The following is a 17,415-nucleotide window of genomic DNA, read 5'->3' on the forward strand; positions in this document are numbered from 1 at the left end:
ACTCCCCAACTTTTATTTAATAATTAATATTTAATAATTGAAACCCAAACTCTATAAAGAATTATAAAATAATAGTTACTATTTATTCATTTGCGCCAACTTCCTACATAATTCTCTAATCACCTTACTTTTTATTGATATACAGTGGCACTTTTCGTTCGTAAAAGAATGTGTTTTTGTAGGGGGAACTCTCCGTGGTCGCCCGTGATTTAACATGGGCAGGCACAGAGACCTGCCCCTACAAATATCATTTCTACCCGCCAAATCAAAAGTGCCACAATTTTGTAATAAAACTTCACTTCAAATCTTTATAATACCAAAAATCATCTTAACTTAACGCAGATGAATATTTATTGATTTTTCTCTTCTCACTTGACTTTTAACTATTAAATATTCAGTATTCAATATTTAATGCTTCTCACTACTCTTATAAATCTCTTTAATTTATTATGATCTTTAAGCCCTGACCTAATCTCAACTCCACTACTAACATCAACCCCTGTCGGTTCAACAACTTCAATCGCCTGCTTGACATTATTCTCATCCAAGCCACCTGCAATTATAACCTCTCCATACTCCCTAGCTACTAAAGCCAACTCCCAGTCAAAGGTTTGACCACTACCACCTAACTTATCAGGATGGTAAGTATCCAATAAAAATTTAGCCACATTATATTTAGCCAACTCTTTTAAATAGCTTCGTCCCTTAACCCGAAAAGCCTTAATTACTGGCAACTCAACCTGCTGACAATAACTTGGCGATTCATCACCATGCAATTGGACATAATCTAAGTTACAGATCTTTGCTATTTGATTCACCTCTGCTAATGGCTGATTGGCAAAGACCCCTACCGTTTTGACCTGCCTATCAAGCTCAATAATAATCTTTTGAACCTGCTTAGCACTAACCTCTCTAGGACTGCTAGCAAAGATAAATCCGAGTAAATCTACTCCTAATTGGCTGGCTAATTGAGCATCCTCTAAGTTAGTTAGACCACAGATCTTTATTTCAGTCATCTTATCAACTCTTTCACTTTAATCTCAAGGTCATCACTTCTCATTAAAGCTTCACCTACCAAAATCCCATCAACCTTTTGCTCGGTTAATAATTCAACATCAGATCGCCCCTGAATTCCACTTTCACTAACTACTATTTTATCCTCTGGAATTAATCTCTTAAGCCTAATAGTCGTCTCTAAATCAACCTCAAAAATTTTTAAATCACGATTATTAATCCCTATTATTTCTGGTTCTAGCTCTAAAGCTATCTCTAAGTCTTGATGATTATGAACTTCCACTAAGACATCAAGACCAAGCTCCTTGGCCAGTTTTAAATACCTCTCTAACTCTCTTGGTGATAGTATAGCTACAATCAATAAGATCGCATCAGCGCCATAAGCTCTAGCTTGATAGATCTGATAACTATCAATAATGAAGTCTTTACGCAATAACGGCAACTCAACTATCTCTCTTACCTGCTCTAAATAAGTTAAATCACCTTTAAAAAACTCTTGATCGGTCAAGATTGATAAAGCGTTGGCCCCTGCTTTTTGATACTCCTTAGCAATCTCAACTGGTTTAAAGCCTGCTCTAATAATCCCTTTCGAAGGAGAGGCTCGCTTGATCTCAGCAATTAAACTCATTCCAGTTGCACTTAAAGCCCCTTTGAAGTTTCTGGTTGAATCAAGCTGATAAATCTTTTCTTCTAACTTCATTTGTGATTCTTCTTTTTTCTGTTCTTCAACCTCTAGTTGTTTATGAGTAACAATCTTATCTAAAATCAACTCAACCCGCCTGCCTTTGTAAGCTATTACTGATCTCAATCAACTGCTTTAACTTCTCTAAAGCCAAACCTTCTTCGATCAATTCCCGGGCCAACTCAACTCCCTCTTTCAAATCAGCAACTCGATCAGCAGCTGTCAGTGCCGCTGCAGCATTCAAAAGGACAATTCCTTCCTTCTTATCAGCCTCACCATTTAAAATATCTAGAGTGATTTGAGCATTCTCCTTAGGAACTCCTCCTGCTAAATCACCAACTTCAACCCGCTCTAAACCTAGATCTTCTGGCTTAAGATAATAATTTCTTACCTCTCCAGCATCAAGTTGGCTAACCTTAGTATCTCCAATCGTCGATAATTCATCTAATCCTACCATCCCATGAACTACAAAGGCTGACTTAACCCCTAAATTATTTAATACATGAGCAATTGGCTCAGTCAACTTAGGATCATAAACCCCTAACAACTGTACATCAGCAGCAGCTGGGTTGGTCAATGGCCCTAACATATTAAAGATGCTTCTAACTGCTAATTCTTGTCTAGGGCCAATAGCATGCTTCATTGCTCCATGAAAAGCAGGAGCATACAAAAATCCAATTCCAATTTCATCAATACATTGACCAACCTGCTCAGGTGTTAAATCCAAATTGACTCCTAGCTCCTCTAATAAATCAGCACTACCACTCTTACTAGAGACAGAACGATTACCATGCTTAGCTACCGCTACACCTGCCCCTGCCACTACAAAAGCAACAGTCGTTGAAATATTAAATGTATTTAAATCATCCCCACCTGTTCCACAGACATCAACTACCAACTCTCGGTTCGTAGTGATTGAAGCTGCTTTGGCCCGCATCACCTCCGCAGCTCCTGTAATCTCTTCAATCGTCTCTCCTTTAGTTTGTAAAGCAGTGATCAATCCTCCAATCTGGGCTGAAGTTGCCTCACCACTCATAATTAAATTCATCGCTTCCTTACTCTCAGCTACTGACAGATCCTTCCCACTGATCACCTTCTCAAGCACTCTTCTCATCTCATCTCAACTCCCTTTCTTAACTTCAATTAACACTTAATATTTAATACCTACTATTGAATAATTGAAATCAAAAAACACTTAGAACTAATCAGTATCTTTCATTACCCAATGCTTTTTAATTATTCAATGCTTTCCCAAGAAAACTCCCGATAATTCTCTCCCCTGCTTCTGACATAATCGACTCCGGATGAAACTGGAGACCATATAATTGAGCATCACTATCTGCAACTCCCATAATCAATCCTTTCTCAGTCTCAGCAATCACTTCCAAATTAGCTGGTAAACTGCCAGGTTCAATCATCAAAGAATGATACCTTGTAGCTTCAAACTGATCAGCCACCCCTGCTAAAATTTCTCTTTGCTGATGCTTAATCTTACTAACCTTGCCATGTACCAACTCTGGTGCACTAACAATCTCTGCTCCATAAGCAGCTCCAATAGTCTGGTGACCCAAACAGATTCCCAGAATTGGTATCTCTCCTGCTAATTGCTCAACAACCTGCAGTGAAATTCCAGCATCCTTTGGTCGACCTGGCCCAGGTGAGATAACAATCTGCTCTGGATTCAACTCTCTAATCTCTGCTATTGTAATCTGATCATTACGCCTAACTTCAACCTCTGCTCCTAACTTACCGATCAATTGTACCAAATTATAGGTAAATGAATCATAATTATCAATTACCAACACCATAGGCTCCACCTCTTTCAGCCTGATAAACTGCTTTCAATAAAGCTCGAGCCTTATTTAATGTCTCTTGATATTCAACTTCAGGATCTGAATCGGATACAATCCCAGCTCCAGCTTGCACATAAGCCTTATTATCTTTCAGCAAGATAGTCCTGATTGTAATACAACTATCTAAATTACCTGAATAACCAAAGTAACCGATACTTCCAGCATATGGTCCACGCCTTGTCATTTCCAATTCATCTATAATCTCCATTGCTCTAATCTTAGGAGCTCCTGAAACTGTTCCAGCAGGAAAGCAGGCTTGTAAACCTGAGTAAATATCTTCTTTCTCTTTAAGTTCACCTTGTACATTAGAGACTAGATGCATTACATGGGAGTAGTATTCAACTTCCATAAACTCCGTTACATCAACCTTACCATACTTACTGACTCTACCTACATCATTTCTTCCCAGATCAACCAACATCACATGTTCAGCCTTTTCTTTCTCATCATTTAATAACTCCCTAGCCAACACTTGATCCTCTCTAGCATCTTCGCCCCTCTTTCTAGTCCCAGCAATCGGTCTATTCTCAATCATACCATCTTCAACCCTAACCAACAACTCTGGGGAAGAACCTACTAACTTAAGCTCTTCAAAATCAAGATAATACATATATGGTGAAGGATTAACCCTTCTTAACTGCCGATAAATATCAAACCCTTCTGATTCAACTTCCATCTCCAATCTTTGAGAGAGAACAACTTGAAATATATCACCAGCTTTAATATACTCCTTAGCCTGCTTGACACTAGATATAAACTCTTCTTTCTCTAAGTTAGATTTAAACTCTAACTGTCTATCATTAACCTTTTGTTGCTGCTCTTTTATTACAATAGGTTGCTGCAACTTCTTAATAATCTGATCTATCTTAGCTTTGGCCTGTTGATAAGCCAAACTAACATCATCTTTAAGCTTAACATTAGTCACAACCTTGATCTTATGGTATAAATGATCAAATACTAAGACTGTATCACTTAAGATAAATAACATCTCTGGTAGATCTAAATCATTCTCTGTCTCCATTGGAATATCTTCAAAATACCTGATTGCATCATAACCTAAATAACCAACAGCTCCCCCATAAAACATCGGCAACTCTTCTAGTTTAACAGCTTGATAACTCTCCAAAATTGTCTGTAACTCCTCGATAGGATTTTCTGTCTTCTTCTCTTTTATGATTTGATCAGTTTGATCTTTGATTATCAACTGACCATTCTGACAACTGAGCAGAGCATGATAATCAACCCCAATAAATGAATAACGACCTAAATTTTCTCCTTGTTCCACACTCTCTAATAAATAAGAATTCTTCTCTTGTCTGATCTTTTTAAAAGCAGAGACAGGGGTTTCTAAATCAGCCGTAATCTCTCTATAAACAGGAATTAAATCTCCTTGCTTACTCAACTCTTCAAATCTTTGATAGCTAGGATAATACATAACTTTTCACCCTTTGGTTAATAAACTCAGCTAAGCTCATCTTAACTCACTCTCCTCTTGAAATTAATTACATATATAATACAAAAAACCATCAGACTTGAGTCCAATGGCCTATTAATACTTACCAATGGGGCTAGATATACCTCCCCCCTAGGCTCAACTCAACTCATCTCAACTATTCTCATCTCAACTCAACTAAATTATTATTTAATTTTCTCTCAACTAATCTATATCACTATGCTCTATTCTAAACTCTAATCTAAAATCTTACTCAGATTCAACACTGCCATGTTTAGTAATCAATTCAGCTTTACCACGAATCTTAATTGCAGAGGTATGCTGAGTAAACTGAGCAATCATCACTTCACCTTGGTCTAGCTTCTCAGTATGGTGAAACTTGGTCTGTTGCCCACGGGTTAATCCGATGATTGTTACCCCATCTTCTAAAGCTTTAACCATTATATAGTCTTCATTTCCTACTTTATCCATTGCAAACCTCCTTAAATCCTACTTATCAATTATAATATCGCAAATAAAAGCTACTGTCAATAGTAAATTATTGATCATTAATTGTCAATAAGAAAATACAAAGCCCTCCTAAAACAAAAGTAATAACTTCAGCCAAGCCAATAGTAGCAGGAATAACACTCCTACTTGATCCTAAAATTAACCCAGTCAAAAAAGACATTAATAATGAACGATATCTTACTAATAAAAAAGATAATAGCCAAGAAAATAATAATAATCCACTACCTACCCCTAAACCAAATAAAATTAAAGTAAATAACTCTAAATTGCTGATTGCTCCTATTACGCCTTGATAAAGACCCAATATTACCAAAATTGTTCCACCACTTATTCCTGGCAAGATCATCGCTATACTACCAATTAATCCCCCCATAAAAAATCTAATAAGAGCTATTTCTCCTCCACTAACTACCTGAGCAACTTCCCCAGAATAAAAATAAGCTACAACTATTCCTAATCCAATTAAAGCTATTGAGTTTAAATCAAACTCTTCTATCTCTTGGCCCGTTATCTTACTAGAAACTAAGATTAGCCCCAGTAAAAAAGCAAACATTAAACTAGGGTAATTATCTAATAAATTAACAATCACCTTAGAACTTACAAATGCTCCTAAAACCGCACCTAATCCAATAGGGGCCAAAACAACAACTTCAATTCTTTTAATCCCTCGTATCAACCGTTCATAAATCTTTAGGATTAAAGCCATCGTTCCACCACTAACCCCAGGTAATGTATTGGCTATTCCTAAAGGAATTCCTTTTAAGAATAACTCAAGAAAGTCATCCATAAGTCTCCTCCCAGATTTACAAAATTTTTTATTTAATTCTACTTTTGCTCTCTACCATATTTCTTCTTTAAAAAATCAAATAACTTCTTTTCAGCTTTGTATTCATCAATTGGTTTAGCTGGAGAACCAATCACAGTTACTCCTGCTTCTATCTCACTACCAAAGGGTACTACTGCTCCAGAGCCAACTGTGGCTTCTTCACCTACTATTGCTGTATGAACTACCGAATTAGAGCCAACCATTACTTTAGAGCCTATCTTACCACCGACAATTGCTCCACTACCAATAAAGGTTCCTGAATTAACTACAGTTGAAATCACCCTTCTATCATCAGGTGTCTCTAGTTCAACCTTTTTACGGCCGACATTAAAGACTCTAGACATTGGCCCGATTCGAATCTGATCCTTAATTTCGACATTACTCTCAATATTTGCTGCTGTTCCAATTGAAACATTACTTCCAATCGTTACATGTCCTCTAATCGTTACATTCTCTTCAATTGTAACATTATCTCCTAACTTAACATTATTTCCAATGATAGCCCCAGTTCCAATATGACAATTATTACCTATCTCTGTTTGGGTTCTAACAACAACCCCACTACCTATAAAAGTTCCTTCTCCAACCTTAACTTCTTCTTGTAAAATAGCATTGCCCACTACTCTACTAAAAGAACCAACTTCAACTCCATCATATAACTCTGCTAAAGAGCTTACACTAGCTGCTGGAGCCAATGTAAGCTCTCTGACTTCTCGATGACGGAATGGATTATCATAGTCTTTGACTGGCAAAATAGCTATAATCGGATCTAGGCTATTATCTTTAATTAATTGAATAATCTGCTCCTCTTTTTGAGCAGGAATAATTGTAGAAAACTCTATTTTACGCCCATCACTCTGCCTAACTACTTTTAATGAGTAGTTCAACTTTCTCTCATTAAATATTTGTCTTAATCTATAACTAATTATCCCTCGGACTGTAGCTACAACTTGACAATAATCCATTACATCACCCCATTTTATGATACATCTTTTTGTGTTAATTCCTCTTCAGCTTCTTCTTCACTCCTCTTTTGATGAGCAATTCTTGCTGCAGCAGCGGCAGCAACTCCTGCTACTAAATCATCTATAAACGTATTAACTTGTTCACCTTTATTATTATCTAACTTCTTCATCACACCTATCTTATTCTTATCTAAATAGCCAAAACTTGTAAATCCAATCGTTCCATAGATATTAGCAATTGCTAAAGCAAGACTTTCATCAACTCCATAAAGTGGTTCATCACGCTTAATAATACTAGCTAATGGCTCTTCCACTTTTCCTTGTTCTGTCAACCTATCTAAAGCAATTCCTGTTAATAAAGTATATTGTACTTCACGCTTATTTAAAACCTGACCAACTGAATCTATACATTTATCCATTGTTATTGTATCATCATAAGGACTCTGTAGCTTATAAACCAAATCTGCTACAGCCTTCATACTAACCCCTCTCTGCTCCAACTTTTTAACTATTAACTCTTTCATATTTTCTCCTCCTTTAGAGATTTTATGTCCATCAATAACTCAATTTATCACTAAGATTACTATTTAATCTTATAATTGATCATACTTAATTGCAATCATTAACTTGTAAAGTTAACTTCTTAACATGTCTATTAAGATCTAATTACTAGATATAATATTCTATGCATTATTACTAAAAAGAGTGTTTTACCTTTAATTCACTCAGCTTCTTTTTTAACTTAGGCGTTACTTCTAATCTATATTCATCTGAAAGTTTAATGCTGACTCGATATTCTTTAATTAATAAATGTAAATAGACTGAATTCATTCCAGAAAAATCAAGCAATAATTCTTTTAATTCAATTAGCTTTTGTTGATCAAACTCCTTTAGCTGTAAGTGAAATGGTTTGTTTTTATTTGAAGAAGAAAAATCTGCCACTCTTAAATCTCCTACTTTATTAGCTATAATCTTACCTTCTTGATTTACTTTGCCTGCTAGTAAAATTGGTTCATCTTCTAGTAGAAATTCTTGATACTGCTGATAAGTATCTGGAAAGACAATTACCTCAAAATCACCATAGTCATCCTCTACAGTCAAAAAAGACATCTGACGTTGATTCTTAGTTATTATTTCTCGATTATTAGTAATTAATCCTCCCACGATTACTCTTTCTTTACCCTCTTTAATATTTTTACTTATCATATTTCTTTTCTGCTGTAATTCTTCCAAAAATGAATCTAAAGGATGGCCTGATAAATAAAGTCCCAACATCTCTTTTTCTAAAGCCAACAACTTTTGTTGATCAAACTCTTCTATCTCAGGTAATTTAATTTGCTCAGTTATAAAGTCGTCATCTTGCTCAAATAGATCTAAAAAACTTGTCTGTCCATTACTTCTTTCTTGTTGAATCCTTTGAGCTTGTGCAAAAGCATTAGCTAATACCTCTAATAACTGTGAACGATAATTACCTAAGGAGTCAAAAGCACCAGCTTTAATCAGGCTCTCTACCACCCTCTTATTAACCGTACCTAAATCAACCCGCTGGCAGAAGTCAAATAAATCACTAAATTTCTCTTTCTGTCGAACAGCAATAATCTCCTCAATCGCCTTCTGCCCTACATTTTTAACCCCTTCTAAACCAAACCTAATTTTTCTTCCTTCGACTGTAAAACCAATCCGACTGTAGTTAATATCTGGTGGTAAGATCTCAATCTCCATTCGTTCCGCTTCAAGAATATATTCAGCTACTTTATCACTATTGCCAATAATACTGGTCAATAAAGCTGCCATAAATTGAACAGGATAATGTGCTTTTAAATAAGCCGTTTGATAAGATACATAAGCATAAGCAGTACTGTGGGCCTTGTTAAAACCATACCCACTAAAATACTCAATTAATTCGAACAACTCCTCAGCTAACTCTTGACTATAACCATTACTGACTGCCCCTGGTATATCTCCATTTCCATTAATAAAAATATCACGATGTTTTTTCATCACTTCAGGCTTCTTTTTACCCATTGCTCGTCGTAAAATATCGGCCTCACCAAGAGAATAACCAGCTACCTGTTGTACAATCTGCATCACTTGCTCTTGATAGAGGATTACTCCATAGGTTGGCTCCAAAATCTCCTTTAAATCAGGATGAGGATATTTAACCTCCTGCTCCCCATGCCTACGAGCAATAAAGTCATCAACCATTCCACTACCTAATGGTCCAGGCCGATACAAAGCAAGCAATGCAATAACATCCTCAATATTCTCAGGTTTTAGCTCTTTAATTAACCTTCTCATTCCATCACTTTCTAGCTGAAAAACACCTAGACTTAAACCTTGGCCTAACAATTCAAAAACTGCTGGGTCATCAAAAGAAAGCTTTTCTAGTTTTAAATCTTTGGCCCGTGTTTTATTAATCAGACTCAATGCTTTATCAATCACTGTCAAAGTTCTTAAGCCTAAAAAATCCATCTTTAACAACCCTAACTGTTCTAAGCTGTCCATATCATATTGAGTCGTAATTTCACCTTTACTCTGGTATAAGGGAGTATAATTAGTCAACTCTTCTTTAGTAATTACCACCCCTGCTGCATGGGTTGACGAGTGGCGTTTTAAACCTTCAATCCGCTGTGAATAGTCAATCAACTCTTTAACTTCAGTATCAGATCTATACAGTTTTTTTAATTCGTCCGCTTGTTGTAAAGCATCTTTTAAAGTAATTCCTAATGAATTCGGAATAGCCTTAGCTACCTTGTCAGTCTTATCATAACTGATTCCTAATACCCGTCCTACATCACGAATAGCTCCTTTAGCAGCCATCGTACCAAAAGTAATTATCTGAGCTACCTTATCAGCACCATACTCTTTTGTTACATATTCAATTACTTCATCCCGTCGTTCATAGCAAAAATCAATATCAATATCGGGCATAGAAATACGAGCAGGATTTAAGAACCTTTCAAATAATAAGTTATACTCTAATGGATCAATTTCTGTAATATCTAACAAATATGAAATAATACTTGAAGCTGCACTACCCCGCCCCGGGCCAACAATAATATCATTATCCTTAGCATACTTAATAAAATCTCTAACAATTAAAAAATAAGCTGGATATCCCATCTGATTAATTATCCCTAATTCATGTTCAATTCTATCTTCTATCTCACAAGTTAACTCTCCATACTTCCTTTTAACCCCTTGATAAGTCAATTTCCGTAAATATGACTCAACAGTTTCTCCTATCGGTACATCATAATGTGGTAATAAGATCTGTTCAAAATCTAAATCAACCTTACATCTGTCAGCAATTTGAACTGTATTAGCGATTGCCTGAGGATAATCAGCAAATAACTCCTCCATCTCTTGTGAGTTTTTAAAATAAAATTGATCGTTAGGAAACTGTAATCGATCTTGATCCTTAACATCCTTTCCCGTTTGAATACAGAGTAAAATATCATGTACCTTGGCATCATCTTGAGTTAAATAATGGACATCATTCGTTGCTACTAAAGGAATATCCAGTCTTCGACTCAACTGTACCAATTCATCATTGACCCTCTTTTCTTCCTTTAAGCCATGATCTTGTAATTCTAAAAAGAAGTTCCCTTCCCCAAAAACATCCTGATAGGCCAACGCTATCTTTCCTGCTTGCTCAGTCTGTCCATTTGATAATAAAGTAGAAATCTCCCCAGCTAAACAACTACTTAAGCAGATTAACCCCTCACTATTTTCTCTTAATAATTCCCGATCAATCCGTGGTTTATAATAAAAACCCTCTGTATAACCCTGAGAGACCAATTTTAACAGATTACGATAACCTTCATTATTCTCAGCCAATAATATCAGATGGGCCAACTTTTTATTATTGACATCCTTGCGCAAACGATTATCAGTAATATAGACCTCACAACCAATAATTGGCTTAATTCCTGCTGCTTTAGCTTGGCGATAAAACTCAACTGCTCCATACATCACCCCATGATCGGTCATCGCCACTGCTGGCATACCTTCTTTCTTGGCTTGAGCAATCAATTCTTCAGTCTTGACAGCTCCATCTAATAAACTATATTCGGTATGTACATGAAGGTGAACAAATTGGCCCATATTATCCCTCCTACTCTTTTATTAAATAATTTTAAATTTACAATATACACTCAAAAATTAGAATTATATTGGTTAATAACCATTTTCATATTTTTCCCAATTAAGTCTCAGCTTATCCTACCTCTATAATATATTTATTTGACTCTAAAATCAAAAAAAAACAAACTTAATTGATATATAGTGTCAGTAAAGATCAACACCTTAAAATTTAGGGATTTCTCTTGAAAGATTAGACATAATTCAATCATAACAATAATACAGATACTCTTATAAACTTAATCTGGTAGGTGAGTCTATGAACAGACTAATTTTAGTCTTTTTTATCGCCTTAGGAGTAGTCCTCGGTGGAGCAATCATTGGTAGTGTAGGAGCAACTTTAACTGGTGAATCACCTCTTAAAGCAATGGTTCAATTAAGTCAAGAAATTAAATTATGGGCTGTAGTTACTGCAATTGGTGGTACCTTTAGTAATTTAAGAATTATTGAAGGTGGCGTCTTTGAAGGAAGATTTATTGTCTTAATCAGACAATTTGTCCTCTTAACTGCTGCTTTTATCGGAGCCCAACTTGGCATCTGGCTAATCACCATCCTTACTGGGGGAAACTGAAATGAACTTTAATTTTTTAACCTTGACAAAATCTGAACTGCTACGCTTAGTGGCCAGTTTTATCTTTGGAGTTATTATCGGAGTTACCTTACTTAATCTCTTTGTAGGACACCGAGTAGATAATTTAATTTATGAAAAAGAGGAATTAAAGGCCAATTTAGAAAACCAGGAAGCACAGTTGGAGCGGTTAGAGGAGAGTTTAGCTGAGGAAAGAAAGAAGATCATTCAAAAACTAAAGGTTAAGATCGAAACAGATTTAGATAAACATATCACCCAGCAATTAAAACAGAAGATCTTTAACCTCCTAAAAAGTCTAATCGGTCGTGAAATAGATAATATAGACGGCAAGCTAATAGCAGAAACACTTGAAGGAAGAATTGTAATTATCGAAGGAGATGAATATGAGTTAGATCTACTCTGGTTTATGATCCAACCGGATGCTGTAGTCTCTTTTGAAGTTAATAGATTCAAAATTAATACCAATGAATAAAGTTGCCAGTTGGCAACTTTATTCAAATTATATAACTTAATAATTTTTTATTTATTTAACAAACTACCAATTCGCTTAATTGCTTCTGTTATTTGTTCTTCGCTGACAGCATAAGATAACCTCAAATGCCCTTCTTGGCCAAAAGCAGAACCAGGTATCGTAGCCACTCCTGCCTTTTGTAATAATAACTCCGCTAGCTTCTGATCATCAGTTACTTCTTGATCTGCTATAACCTTTCCTACTAATCCTTCAATATTAACAAAGACATAAAAAGCTCCAGCAGGATTAAGCACTTGCATCCCTGAAATCTGATTTAAGCCATTAACTATAATCTCTCGGCGTTGATTAAAGGCATCTTTCATTGTAACAGTCGGCTCTTGACTACCTAATAAAGCTGCTAGACTTGCCCGTTGGGCAATTGAGTTAGCATTAGAAGTACTGTGGCTTTGTAATCTTCCCATCGCTGCAATAATATCTTGCGGGCCAACAGCATAACCAATCCTCCAACCTGTCATCGCATATGCTTTAGAAACACCATCAATCACAATTGTTCGCTCTTTAATCTTTGGTCCTAATGCCGCAATACTGATAGCCTCCTGCTGATAACTTATCTTTTGATAGATTTCATCAGCAATTACTAAAATATCTTCTTCAACTATTATTTCAGCAAGCTCAAGCAACTCCTGCTCAGTATAAACTGCTCCAGTTGGATTATTAGGACTATTAATAATTAGTGCTCTAGTCTGAGGTGTAATTGCTTCCTTAAGTTGCTTAGCAGTTAATTTAAAACCTTTCTCTTCAACAGTCTTAACCTTGACAGGTCTGCCTTGTGCAAACTTAATCTGCTCTGGATAACTAACCCAATAAGGCACAGGCAAGATCACCTCATCACCAGGGTTTATTATAGCCTGTAAAACATTAAATAACGACTGCTTAGCTCCATTAGAAATAATCACCTGCTCAGGATCATACTCCAAACCTTTATCTTCTTTAAATCTAGTACAAACAGCCTCTTGCAATTCTTTTATCCCAGTTGTTGAGGTATAAGTAGTAAACCCTTCTTTAATAGCATCAATACCTGCTTTTTTTACATGCTGTGGAGTTTCAAAATCTGGCTCCCCAGCCCCTAAACCGATTATATCTCTTCCTTCTTCTTTTAACCTCTTAGCTTCAGCACTAATTGCTAATGTCGGCGAATCTTGAATTTGATTAATTCGTGTTGATAACTCTACCATCCTTTCTTCTCCCTCCTTCAAATTACAATTAAACAACTCTACTTTTATCTAGTCACTACTAACTAATCTCTATTACTCTTAATCCTTTTCTTCTTGTTTAAGATCTTTTTGCGTAATCGAATATTTTTAGGTGTTACCTCCACTAACTCATCATCGGCAATATATTCTAAAGCTTCTTCTAAGCTCAATTTCTTAGCTGGAGTCAAAATCATTGCCTCATCAGAAGAACCTGATCTCATATTATCCAACTTCTTCTGTTTACAGATATTAATATCTAGATCCTGTTCTCTAGAATTAGAACCAACTATCATCCCTGCATAAACCTTTACTCCAGGCTCAACAAATATATTTCCTCTTTCTTGGGCATTAAAAATACCATACCTACTGACTTCTCCTTGGCGATCAGCTACTATTGATCCTGTCTTTCTAGTAAAGATCTCTCCTCGATAATTATCATAATGAGAGAATGTATGATTTAAGATTCCTTCGCCTTTAGTCTTAGTTAAGAATTCAGATCTAAATCCAATCAATCCTCTAGCTGGCACCTCAAAGATTAGCCTAACTCTAGTTTCACTTAAATGCTCCATCTTTTGCATTTGGCCCTTCCGTTCCCCTAACTGTTCAATTACTGTACCCATAAACTCCTCTGGCACATCAATAGTAACCTCTTCAATCGGTTCTAGCTTTTGACCGCCCTCTTCTTTAATGATTGCTTCCGGTTTAGAGACTTGAATCTCATATCCCTCCCGGCGCATCGTCTCAATCAAGATGGATAGATGTAACTCTCCTCTACCTGAAACCTTAAAAGTATCAGGTGCCAACTCCTCCACCTGTAAGGCAACATTTCTCTCTAACTCATTTAACAACCTCTCCTTTAGTTTACGAGAAGTAACAAAGTCACCTTCTTGACCAGCAAAAGGACTATCATTGGTTGTAAAGGTCATTGCTACTGTCGGCTCCTCAATTTTGACAAAAGGCAAGGCTTCTGGTTGTTCCAAATCAGCAACTGTCTCTCCAATATTGATCCCCTCTAAGCCTGCCAAAGCTACAATTTCTCCTACCTTAGCTTCAGCTACCTCTTTTCTCTCCAACCCGTGATAAGTAAATAATTTTGAGATCTTTTTGGAATCCACTTCACCATCTCTTTTGCAGATAGCTACTTCTTCCCCTTCAGCTACCTGACCACGATTGATCTTACCTAAGGCCATTTGACCTACATAATCATTATATTCAATAGTAGTCACTATCATTTGTAAAGGAGCCTCTAGCTCCCCCTTTGGAGCTGGAATATATTCCTTAATTGCTTCAAATAATGGCTCCAAATTATCATTCTCATTAGCTAACTCTTCTTGAGCAAAACCTTCTAACGCTGAAGCATAAATAACTGGAAATTCAATCTGCTCTTCCGTAGCTCCTAAATCAATAAATAGATCTAATACCTCATCTACAACAGCTTCTGGTCTAGCCTTAGGTCTATCAATCTTATTAATCACCACAATTGGAGTTAAGTCCAACTCTAAAGCTTTAGTTAAAACAAACTTGGTTTGAGGCATTGGCCCTTCAAAAGCATCAACGACCAATAATACACCATCAACCATCTTCAAAATCCGCTCTACCTCTCCTCCAAAATCTGCATGTCCAGGTGTATCAATAATATTGATCTTAGTTCCTTGATAATCAACAGCTGTATTCTTAGATAAAATTGTAATCCCTCGTTCTTTTTCTAGATCATTATCATCCATAACCCTCTCTTCAACTTCCTGCTTAGCATGAAAAATACCGCTCTCTTTTAACATTCCATCAACTAAAGTCGTTTTACCATGATCAACATGAGCTATAATTGCTATATTTCTAATATCTTCTCTTACTATCATTTTATCCTCCCTTTTAAATAAACATAAACAGTTCGTATATAACTTAATTTTAAGGCTGAGTTTATTAAAGTTGTAAAAATAAATACTTAGCTCTTACTTAACCTTAAGCTTGATATATAGTTAGGTTATAATATTTAACATTAGTTGTCAATAAAATTCAGTTCTCTAAAATTTCACTTTAATTAATAACTACCAATCATCAATTACAACTCAATCATCTTTCGCTCGCGACTTCTAAAACTAGCAACTTCTTTATACCCAATCATTCTTAATAAATCTCTAACATCAGTTAAATTCTCCCCTACTCTTTGAGCAGTATGAGCATCAGAACTTAAAGTTACTGGAATTTCTAATTGATAAGCTCTTTCTAATATCTCTTGACTAGGATAAAATTCACCAACAGGCTTATTTAGCCCATTCGTATTGATCTCAATTGCCAGATCATTTTCTGCAATCACCTCTAAGACAGGATCTGCAATATCTAAGATACTACCTTGAGGCTTGAAATTAAAAAGCTTGATTAAATCTAAGTGACCTAAAAAATCAAACAGGTCAGATTGAGCTGCTTGCTTAATATAATTAAAATAAGTTTGATATAACTCATCTAAATCCCAGTTTTGATACTCAGCTTTATAATCTGGATGATCGAACATCCAATTATCTATATAATGAATCGAACCTATTACATAGTCTAATTCAAATTGGCTCAAAAAATCCTTGATTTCTCTATCTTCTCCTGGATTATAATCCATCTCTATTCCAACTCTAACATTTAATTCAGGATAACCTGCTGCTACTTGCTGAACCAATTCAAAATCAAATTGTTGATGATAGCGATTATGATCGGCAAATCCTATCTCTTTTAAGCCTTTATTAACTGCTTGCTCCATAAATTCTTTGAGATTCTCGGCTGTCATAGCTCTATCTTGATGCCCTAACGGATGAATGTGATAATCTACTAGCATCTTAACTTCCTACCCTTCTATTAGTTTAATATTTACCCTTCTCGTTCTTGGCCCATCAAATTCAGCAAAGTAAATACTTTGCCAAGTTCCCAATAATAATTTTCTTCGATCTATAATAATCTGTTCAGATGAACCAAATAATGTCGCTTTAATATGAGCAGCTGAATTCCCTTCTAAATGTTGATAATTATCTTTGAAAGGAATAACCTTATTTATCTGTCTTAAGATATCTTCTTTTACAGTAGGATCAGCATTCTCATTAATTGTAACTCCAGCGGTAGTATGGGGTACAAAAACAGTGCAGAGTCCTGTCTTAATACTTAACTTTTCAACTATCTTCTCTACCTTAGCAGTTATATCAATTAATTCCGTCTTATGATTAGTTTCAATCTTAAACTCTTTTAACATTCTACACCTCTTTTCTATCATTTTATAATACAATCAGTTAAATTCAGCTCTATTATATAAAAATTAACAGATACCTAACCCTTCCTATACACCTGCTTGTTAATATTATCCATTAAATCATATGAAAATAGACATAAGTTATCTCCTGTAATTAAGTATTGGTAAATATCCCAACTAAAGGAGATAACTTATGCCAATGACATTATATCAAATGAATTTAACATTGACAACTATTTGGATGATTTAGAATCATCATCGAGGAAATATTATTTTTAATTCTTTAGTTATACTAAATATAGCTTTGCTTTAGTAAACTTGTTAAATTATCAAAATTATGAAAAGTCAAAAAAATGGAACAACTTGTGATTTAATCGCATAAATATAAATACAATCAAGTATAATTTAAGGTAACTCTTATTGGTATTG

Annotated in this window: 16 protein-coding genes; 2 read left to right on the forward strand and 14 right to left on the reverse strand. The window is 35.5% G+C overall.

Going from position 1 to position 17,415, the window contains the following annotated elements:
• Positions 1–401: 401 nt before the first annotated feature.
• From ACKF5P_RS09745 to ACKF5P_RS09790, 10 genes are all read right to left on the reverse strand, one after another.
• Complete coding sequence (locus ACKF5P_RS09745) at positions 402–1,016, reverse strand: phosphoribosylanthranilate isomerase (RefSeq protein ID WP_408955011.1); 615 nt, start codon at positions 1,014–1,016, stop codon at positions 402–404.
• Complete coding sequence (trpC, locus tag ACKF5P_RS09750) at positions 1,013–1,783, reverse strand: indole-3-glycerol phosphate synthase TrpC (protein ID WP_408955012.1); 771 nt, start codon at positions 1,781–1,783, stop codon at positions 1,013–1,015. Before trpC ends, ACKF5P_RS09745 begins: the two co-directional genes overlap by 4 nt.
• Position 1,784: 1 nt before the next feature.
• Positions 1,785–2,810: an anthranilate phosphoribosyltransferase gene (gene trpD / locus ACKF5P_RS09755; RefSeq protein WP_408955013.1), complete on the reverse strand. Its 1,026-nt coding sequence runs from the start codon at positions 2,808–2,810 to the stop codon at positions 1,785–1,787.
• Between the two features lie 118 nt (positions 2,811–2,928).
• On the reverse strand, positions 2,929–3,504 hold the full coding sequence (locus ACKF5P_RS09760) for an anthranilate synthase component II (RefSeq protein ID WP_408955014.1): 576 nt from the start codon (positions 3,502–3,504) through the stop codon (positions 2,929–2,931).
• On the reverse strand, positions 3,488–4,984 hold the full coding sequence (gene trpE / locus ACKF5P_RS09765; protein WP_408955015.1) for an anthranilate synthase component I: 1,497 nt from the start codon (positions 4,982–4,984) through the stop codon (positions 3,488–3,490). Before trpE ends, ACKF5P_RS09760 begins: the two co-directional genes overlap by 17 nt.
• A gap of 267 nt (positions 4,985–5,251) precedes the next feature.
• Positions 5,252–5,473: a trp RNA-binding attenuation protein MtrB gene (mtrB, locus tag ACKF5P_RS09770; protein ID WP_408955016.1), complete on the reverse strand. Its 222-nt coding sequence runs from the start codon at positions 5,471–5,473 to the stop codon at positions 5,252–5,254.
• 67 nt (positions 5,474–5,540) lie between these two features.
• A complete protein-coding gene (locus tag ACKF5P_RS09775) occupies positions 5,541–6,299 on the reverse strand; it encodes a DUF368 domain-containing protein (protein WP_408955017.1) in 759 nt (252 codons plus the stop codon).
• 38 nt (positions 6,300–6,337) lie between these two features.
• Positions 6,338–7,303: a DapH/DapD/GlmU-related protein gene (locus tag ACKF5P_RS09780; protein WP_408955018.1), complete on the reverse strand. Its 966-nt coding sequence runs from the start codon at positions 7,301–7,303 to the stop codon at positions 6,338–6,340.
• Positions 7,304–7,317: 14 nt separating this feature from the next.
• Positions 7,318–7,827, reverse strand: coding sequence for a phosphatidylglycerophosphatase A (locus ACKF5P_RS09785; RefSeq protein WP_408955019.1), 510 nt, complete (start codon positions 7,825–7,827; stop codon positions 7,318–7,320).
• 172 nt (positions 7,828–7,999) lie between these two features.
• Positions 8,000–11,410, reverse strand: a complete 3,411-nt coding sequence (locus tag ACKF5P_RS09790; protein WP_408955020.1) for a DNA polymerase III subunit alpha — start codon at positions 11,408–11,410, stop codon at positions 8,000–8,002.
• A 295-nt stretch (positions 11,411–11,705) separates the two neighbouring features.
• On the opposite strand from ACKF5P_RS09790, the gene ACKF5P_RS09795 reads away from it, so the two are divergent.
• The gene (locus tag ACKF5P_RS09795; RefSeq protein WP_408955021.1) at positions 11,706–12,017 is read left to right on the forward strand and encodes a YtrH family sporulation protein; all 312 of its coding nucleotides are present in this window, start codon (positions 11,706–11,708) and stop codon (positions 12,015–12,017) included.
• 1 nt (position 12,018) lies between these two features.
• Complete coding sequence (locus ACKF5P_RS09800) at positions 12,019–12,507, forward strand: hypothetical protein (RefSeq protein ID WP_408955022.1); 489 nt, start codon at positions 12,019–12,021, stop codon at positions 12,505–12,507.
• A 47-nt stretch (positions 12,508–12,554) separates the two neighbouring features.
• Here the strand turns inward: ACKF5P_RS09800 and ACKF5P_RS09805 are convergent, their stop codons facing one another.
• The 4 genes from ACKF5P_RS09805 to ACKF5P_RS09820 form a co-directional block, all read right to left on the reverse strand.
• Positions 12,555–13,742 (reverse strand): pyridoxal phosphate-dependent aminotransferase, encoded by a 1,188-nt coding sequence (locus ACKF5P_RS09805; protein WP_408955023.1) that lies wholly within the window; start codon positions 13,740–13,742, stop codon positions 12,555–12,557.
• 62 nt (positions 13,743–13,804) lie between these two features.
• Positions 13,805–15,616, reverse strand: coding sequence for a translational GTPase TypA (gene typA / locus ACKF5P_RS09810; protein ID WP_408955024.1), 1,812 nt, complete (start codon positions 15,614–15,616; stop codon positions 13,805–13,807).
• Between the two features lie 203 nt (positions 15,617–15,819).
• Positions 15,820–16,581 carry a histidinol-phosphatase HisJ family protein gene (locus ACKF5P_RS09815; protein WP_408955025.1) on the reverse strand — a complete coding sequence of 254 codons (762 nt, stop codon included), beginning with the start codon at positions 16,579–16,581 and terminating at the stop codon, positions 15,820–15,822.
• A 9-nt stretch (positions 16,582–16,590) separates the two neighbouring features.
• Positions 16,591–16,989, reverse strand: a complete 399-nt coding sequence (locus ACKF5P_RS09820; protein WP_408955026.1) for a secondary thiamine-phosphate synthase enzyme YjbQ — start codon at positions 16,987–16,989, stop codon at positions 16,591–16,593.
• Positions 16,990–17,415: the final 426 nt, after the last annotated feature.

This window comes from Natroniella sp. ANB-PHB2 (assembly GCF_046097105.1).
GTDB lineage: Bacteria > Bacillota > Halanaerobiia > Halobacteroidales > Halobacteroidaceae > Natroniella.

Excerpts from the sequence above, each read along its gene's own strand:
- ACKF5P_RS09745 (WP_408955011.1), bottom strand. The coding sequence starts at position 1,016 with ATGACTGAAATAAAGATCTGTGGTCTAACTAACTTAGAGGATGCTCAA.
- trpD (WP_408955013.1), bottom strand. The coding sequence starts at position 2,810 with ATGAGAAGAGTGCTTGAGAAGGTGATCAGTGGGAAGGATCTGTCAGTA.
- ACKF5P_RS09760 (WP_408955014.1), bottom strand. The coding sequence starts at position 3,504 with ATGGTGTTGGTAATTGATAATTATGATTCATTTACCTATAATTTGGTA.
- trpE (WP_408955015.1), bottom strand. The coding sequence starts at position 4,984 with ATGTATTATCCTAGCTATCAAAGATTTGAAGAGTTGAGTAAGCAAGGA.
- mtrB (WP_408955016.1), bottom strand. The coding sequence starts at position 5,473 with ATGGATAAAGTAGGAAATGAAGACTATATAATGGTTAAAGCTTTAGAA.
- ACKF5P_RS09775 (WP_408955017.1), bottom strand. The coding sequence starts at position 6,299 with ATGGATGACTTTCTTGAGTTATTCTTAAAAGGAATTCCTTTAGGAATA.
- ACKF5P_RS09780 (WP_408955018.1), bottom strand. The coding sequence starts at position 7,303 with ATGGATTATTGTCAAGTTGTAGCTACAGTCCGAGGGATAATTAGTTAT.
- ACKF5P_RS09785 (WP_408955019.1), bottom strand. The coding sequence starts at position 7,827 with ATGAAAGAGTTAATAGTTAAAAAGTTGGAGCAGAGAGGGGTTAGTATG.
- ACKF5P_RS09790 (WP_408955020.1), bottom strand. The coding sequence starts at position 11,410 with ATGGGCCAATTTGTTCACCTTCATGTACATACCGAATATAGTTTATTA.
- ACKF5P_RS09795 (WP_408955021.1), top strand. The coding sequence starts at position 11,706 with ATGAACAGACTAATTTTAGTCTTTTTTATCGCCTTAGGAGTAGTCCTC.
- ACKF5P_RS09800 (WP_408955022.1), top strand. The coding sequence starts at position 12,019 with ATGAACTTTAATTTTTTAACCTTGACAAAATCTGAACTGCTACGCTTA.
- ACKF5P_RS09805 (WP_408955023.1), bottom strand. The coding sequence starts at position 13,742 with ATGGTAGAGTTATCAACACGAATTAATCAAATTCAAGATTCGCCGACA.
- typA (WP_408955024.1), bottom strand. The coding sequence starts at position 15,616 with ATGATAGTAAGAGAAGATATTAGAAATATAGCAATTATAGCTCATGTT.
- ACKF5P_RS09815 (WP_408955025.1), bottom strand. The coding sequence starts at position 16,581 with ATGCTAGTAGATTATCACATTCATCCGTTAGGGCATCAAGATAGAGCT.
- ACKF5P_RS09820 (WP_408955026.1), bottom strand. The coding sequence starts at position 16,989 with ATGTTAAAAGAGTTTAAGATTGAAACTAATCATAAGACGGAATTAATT.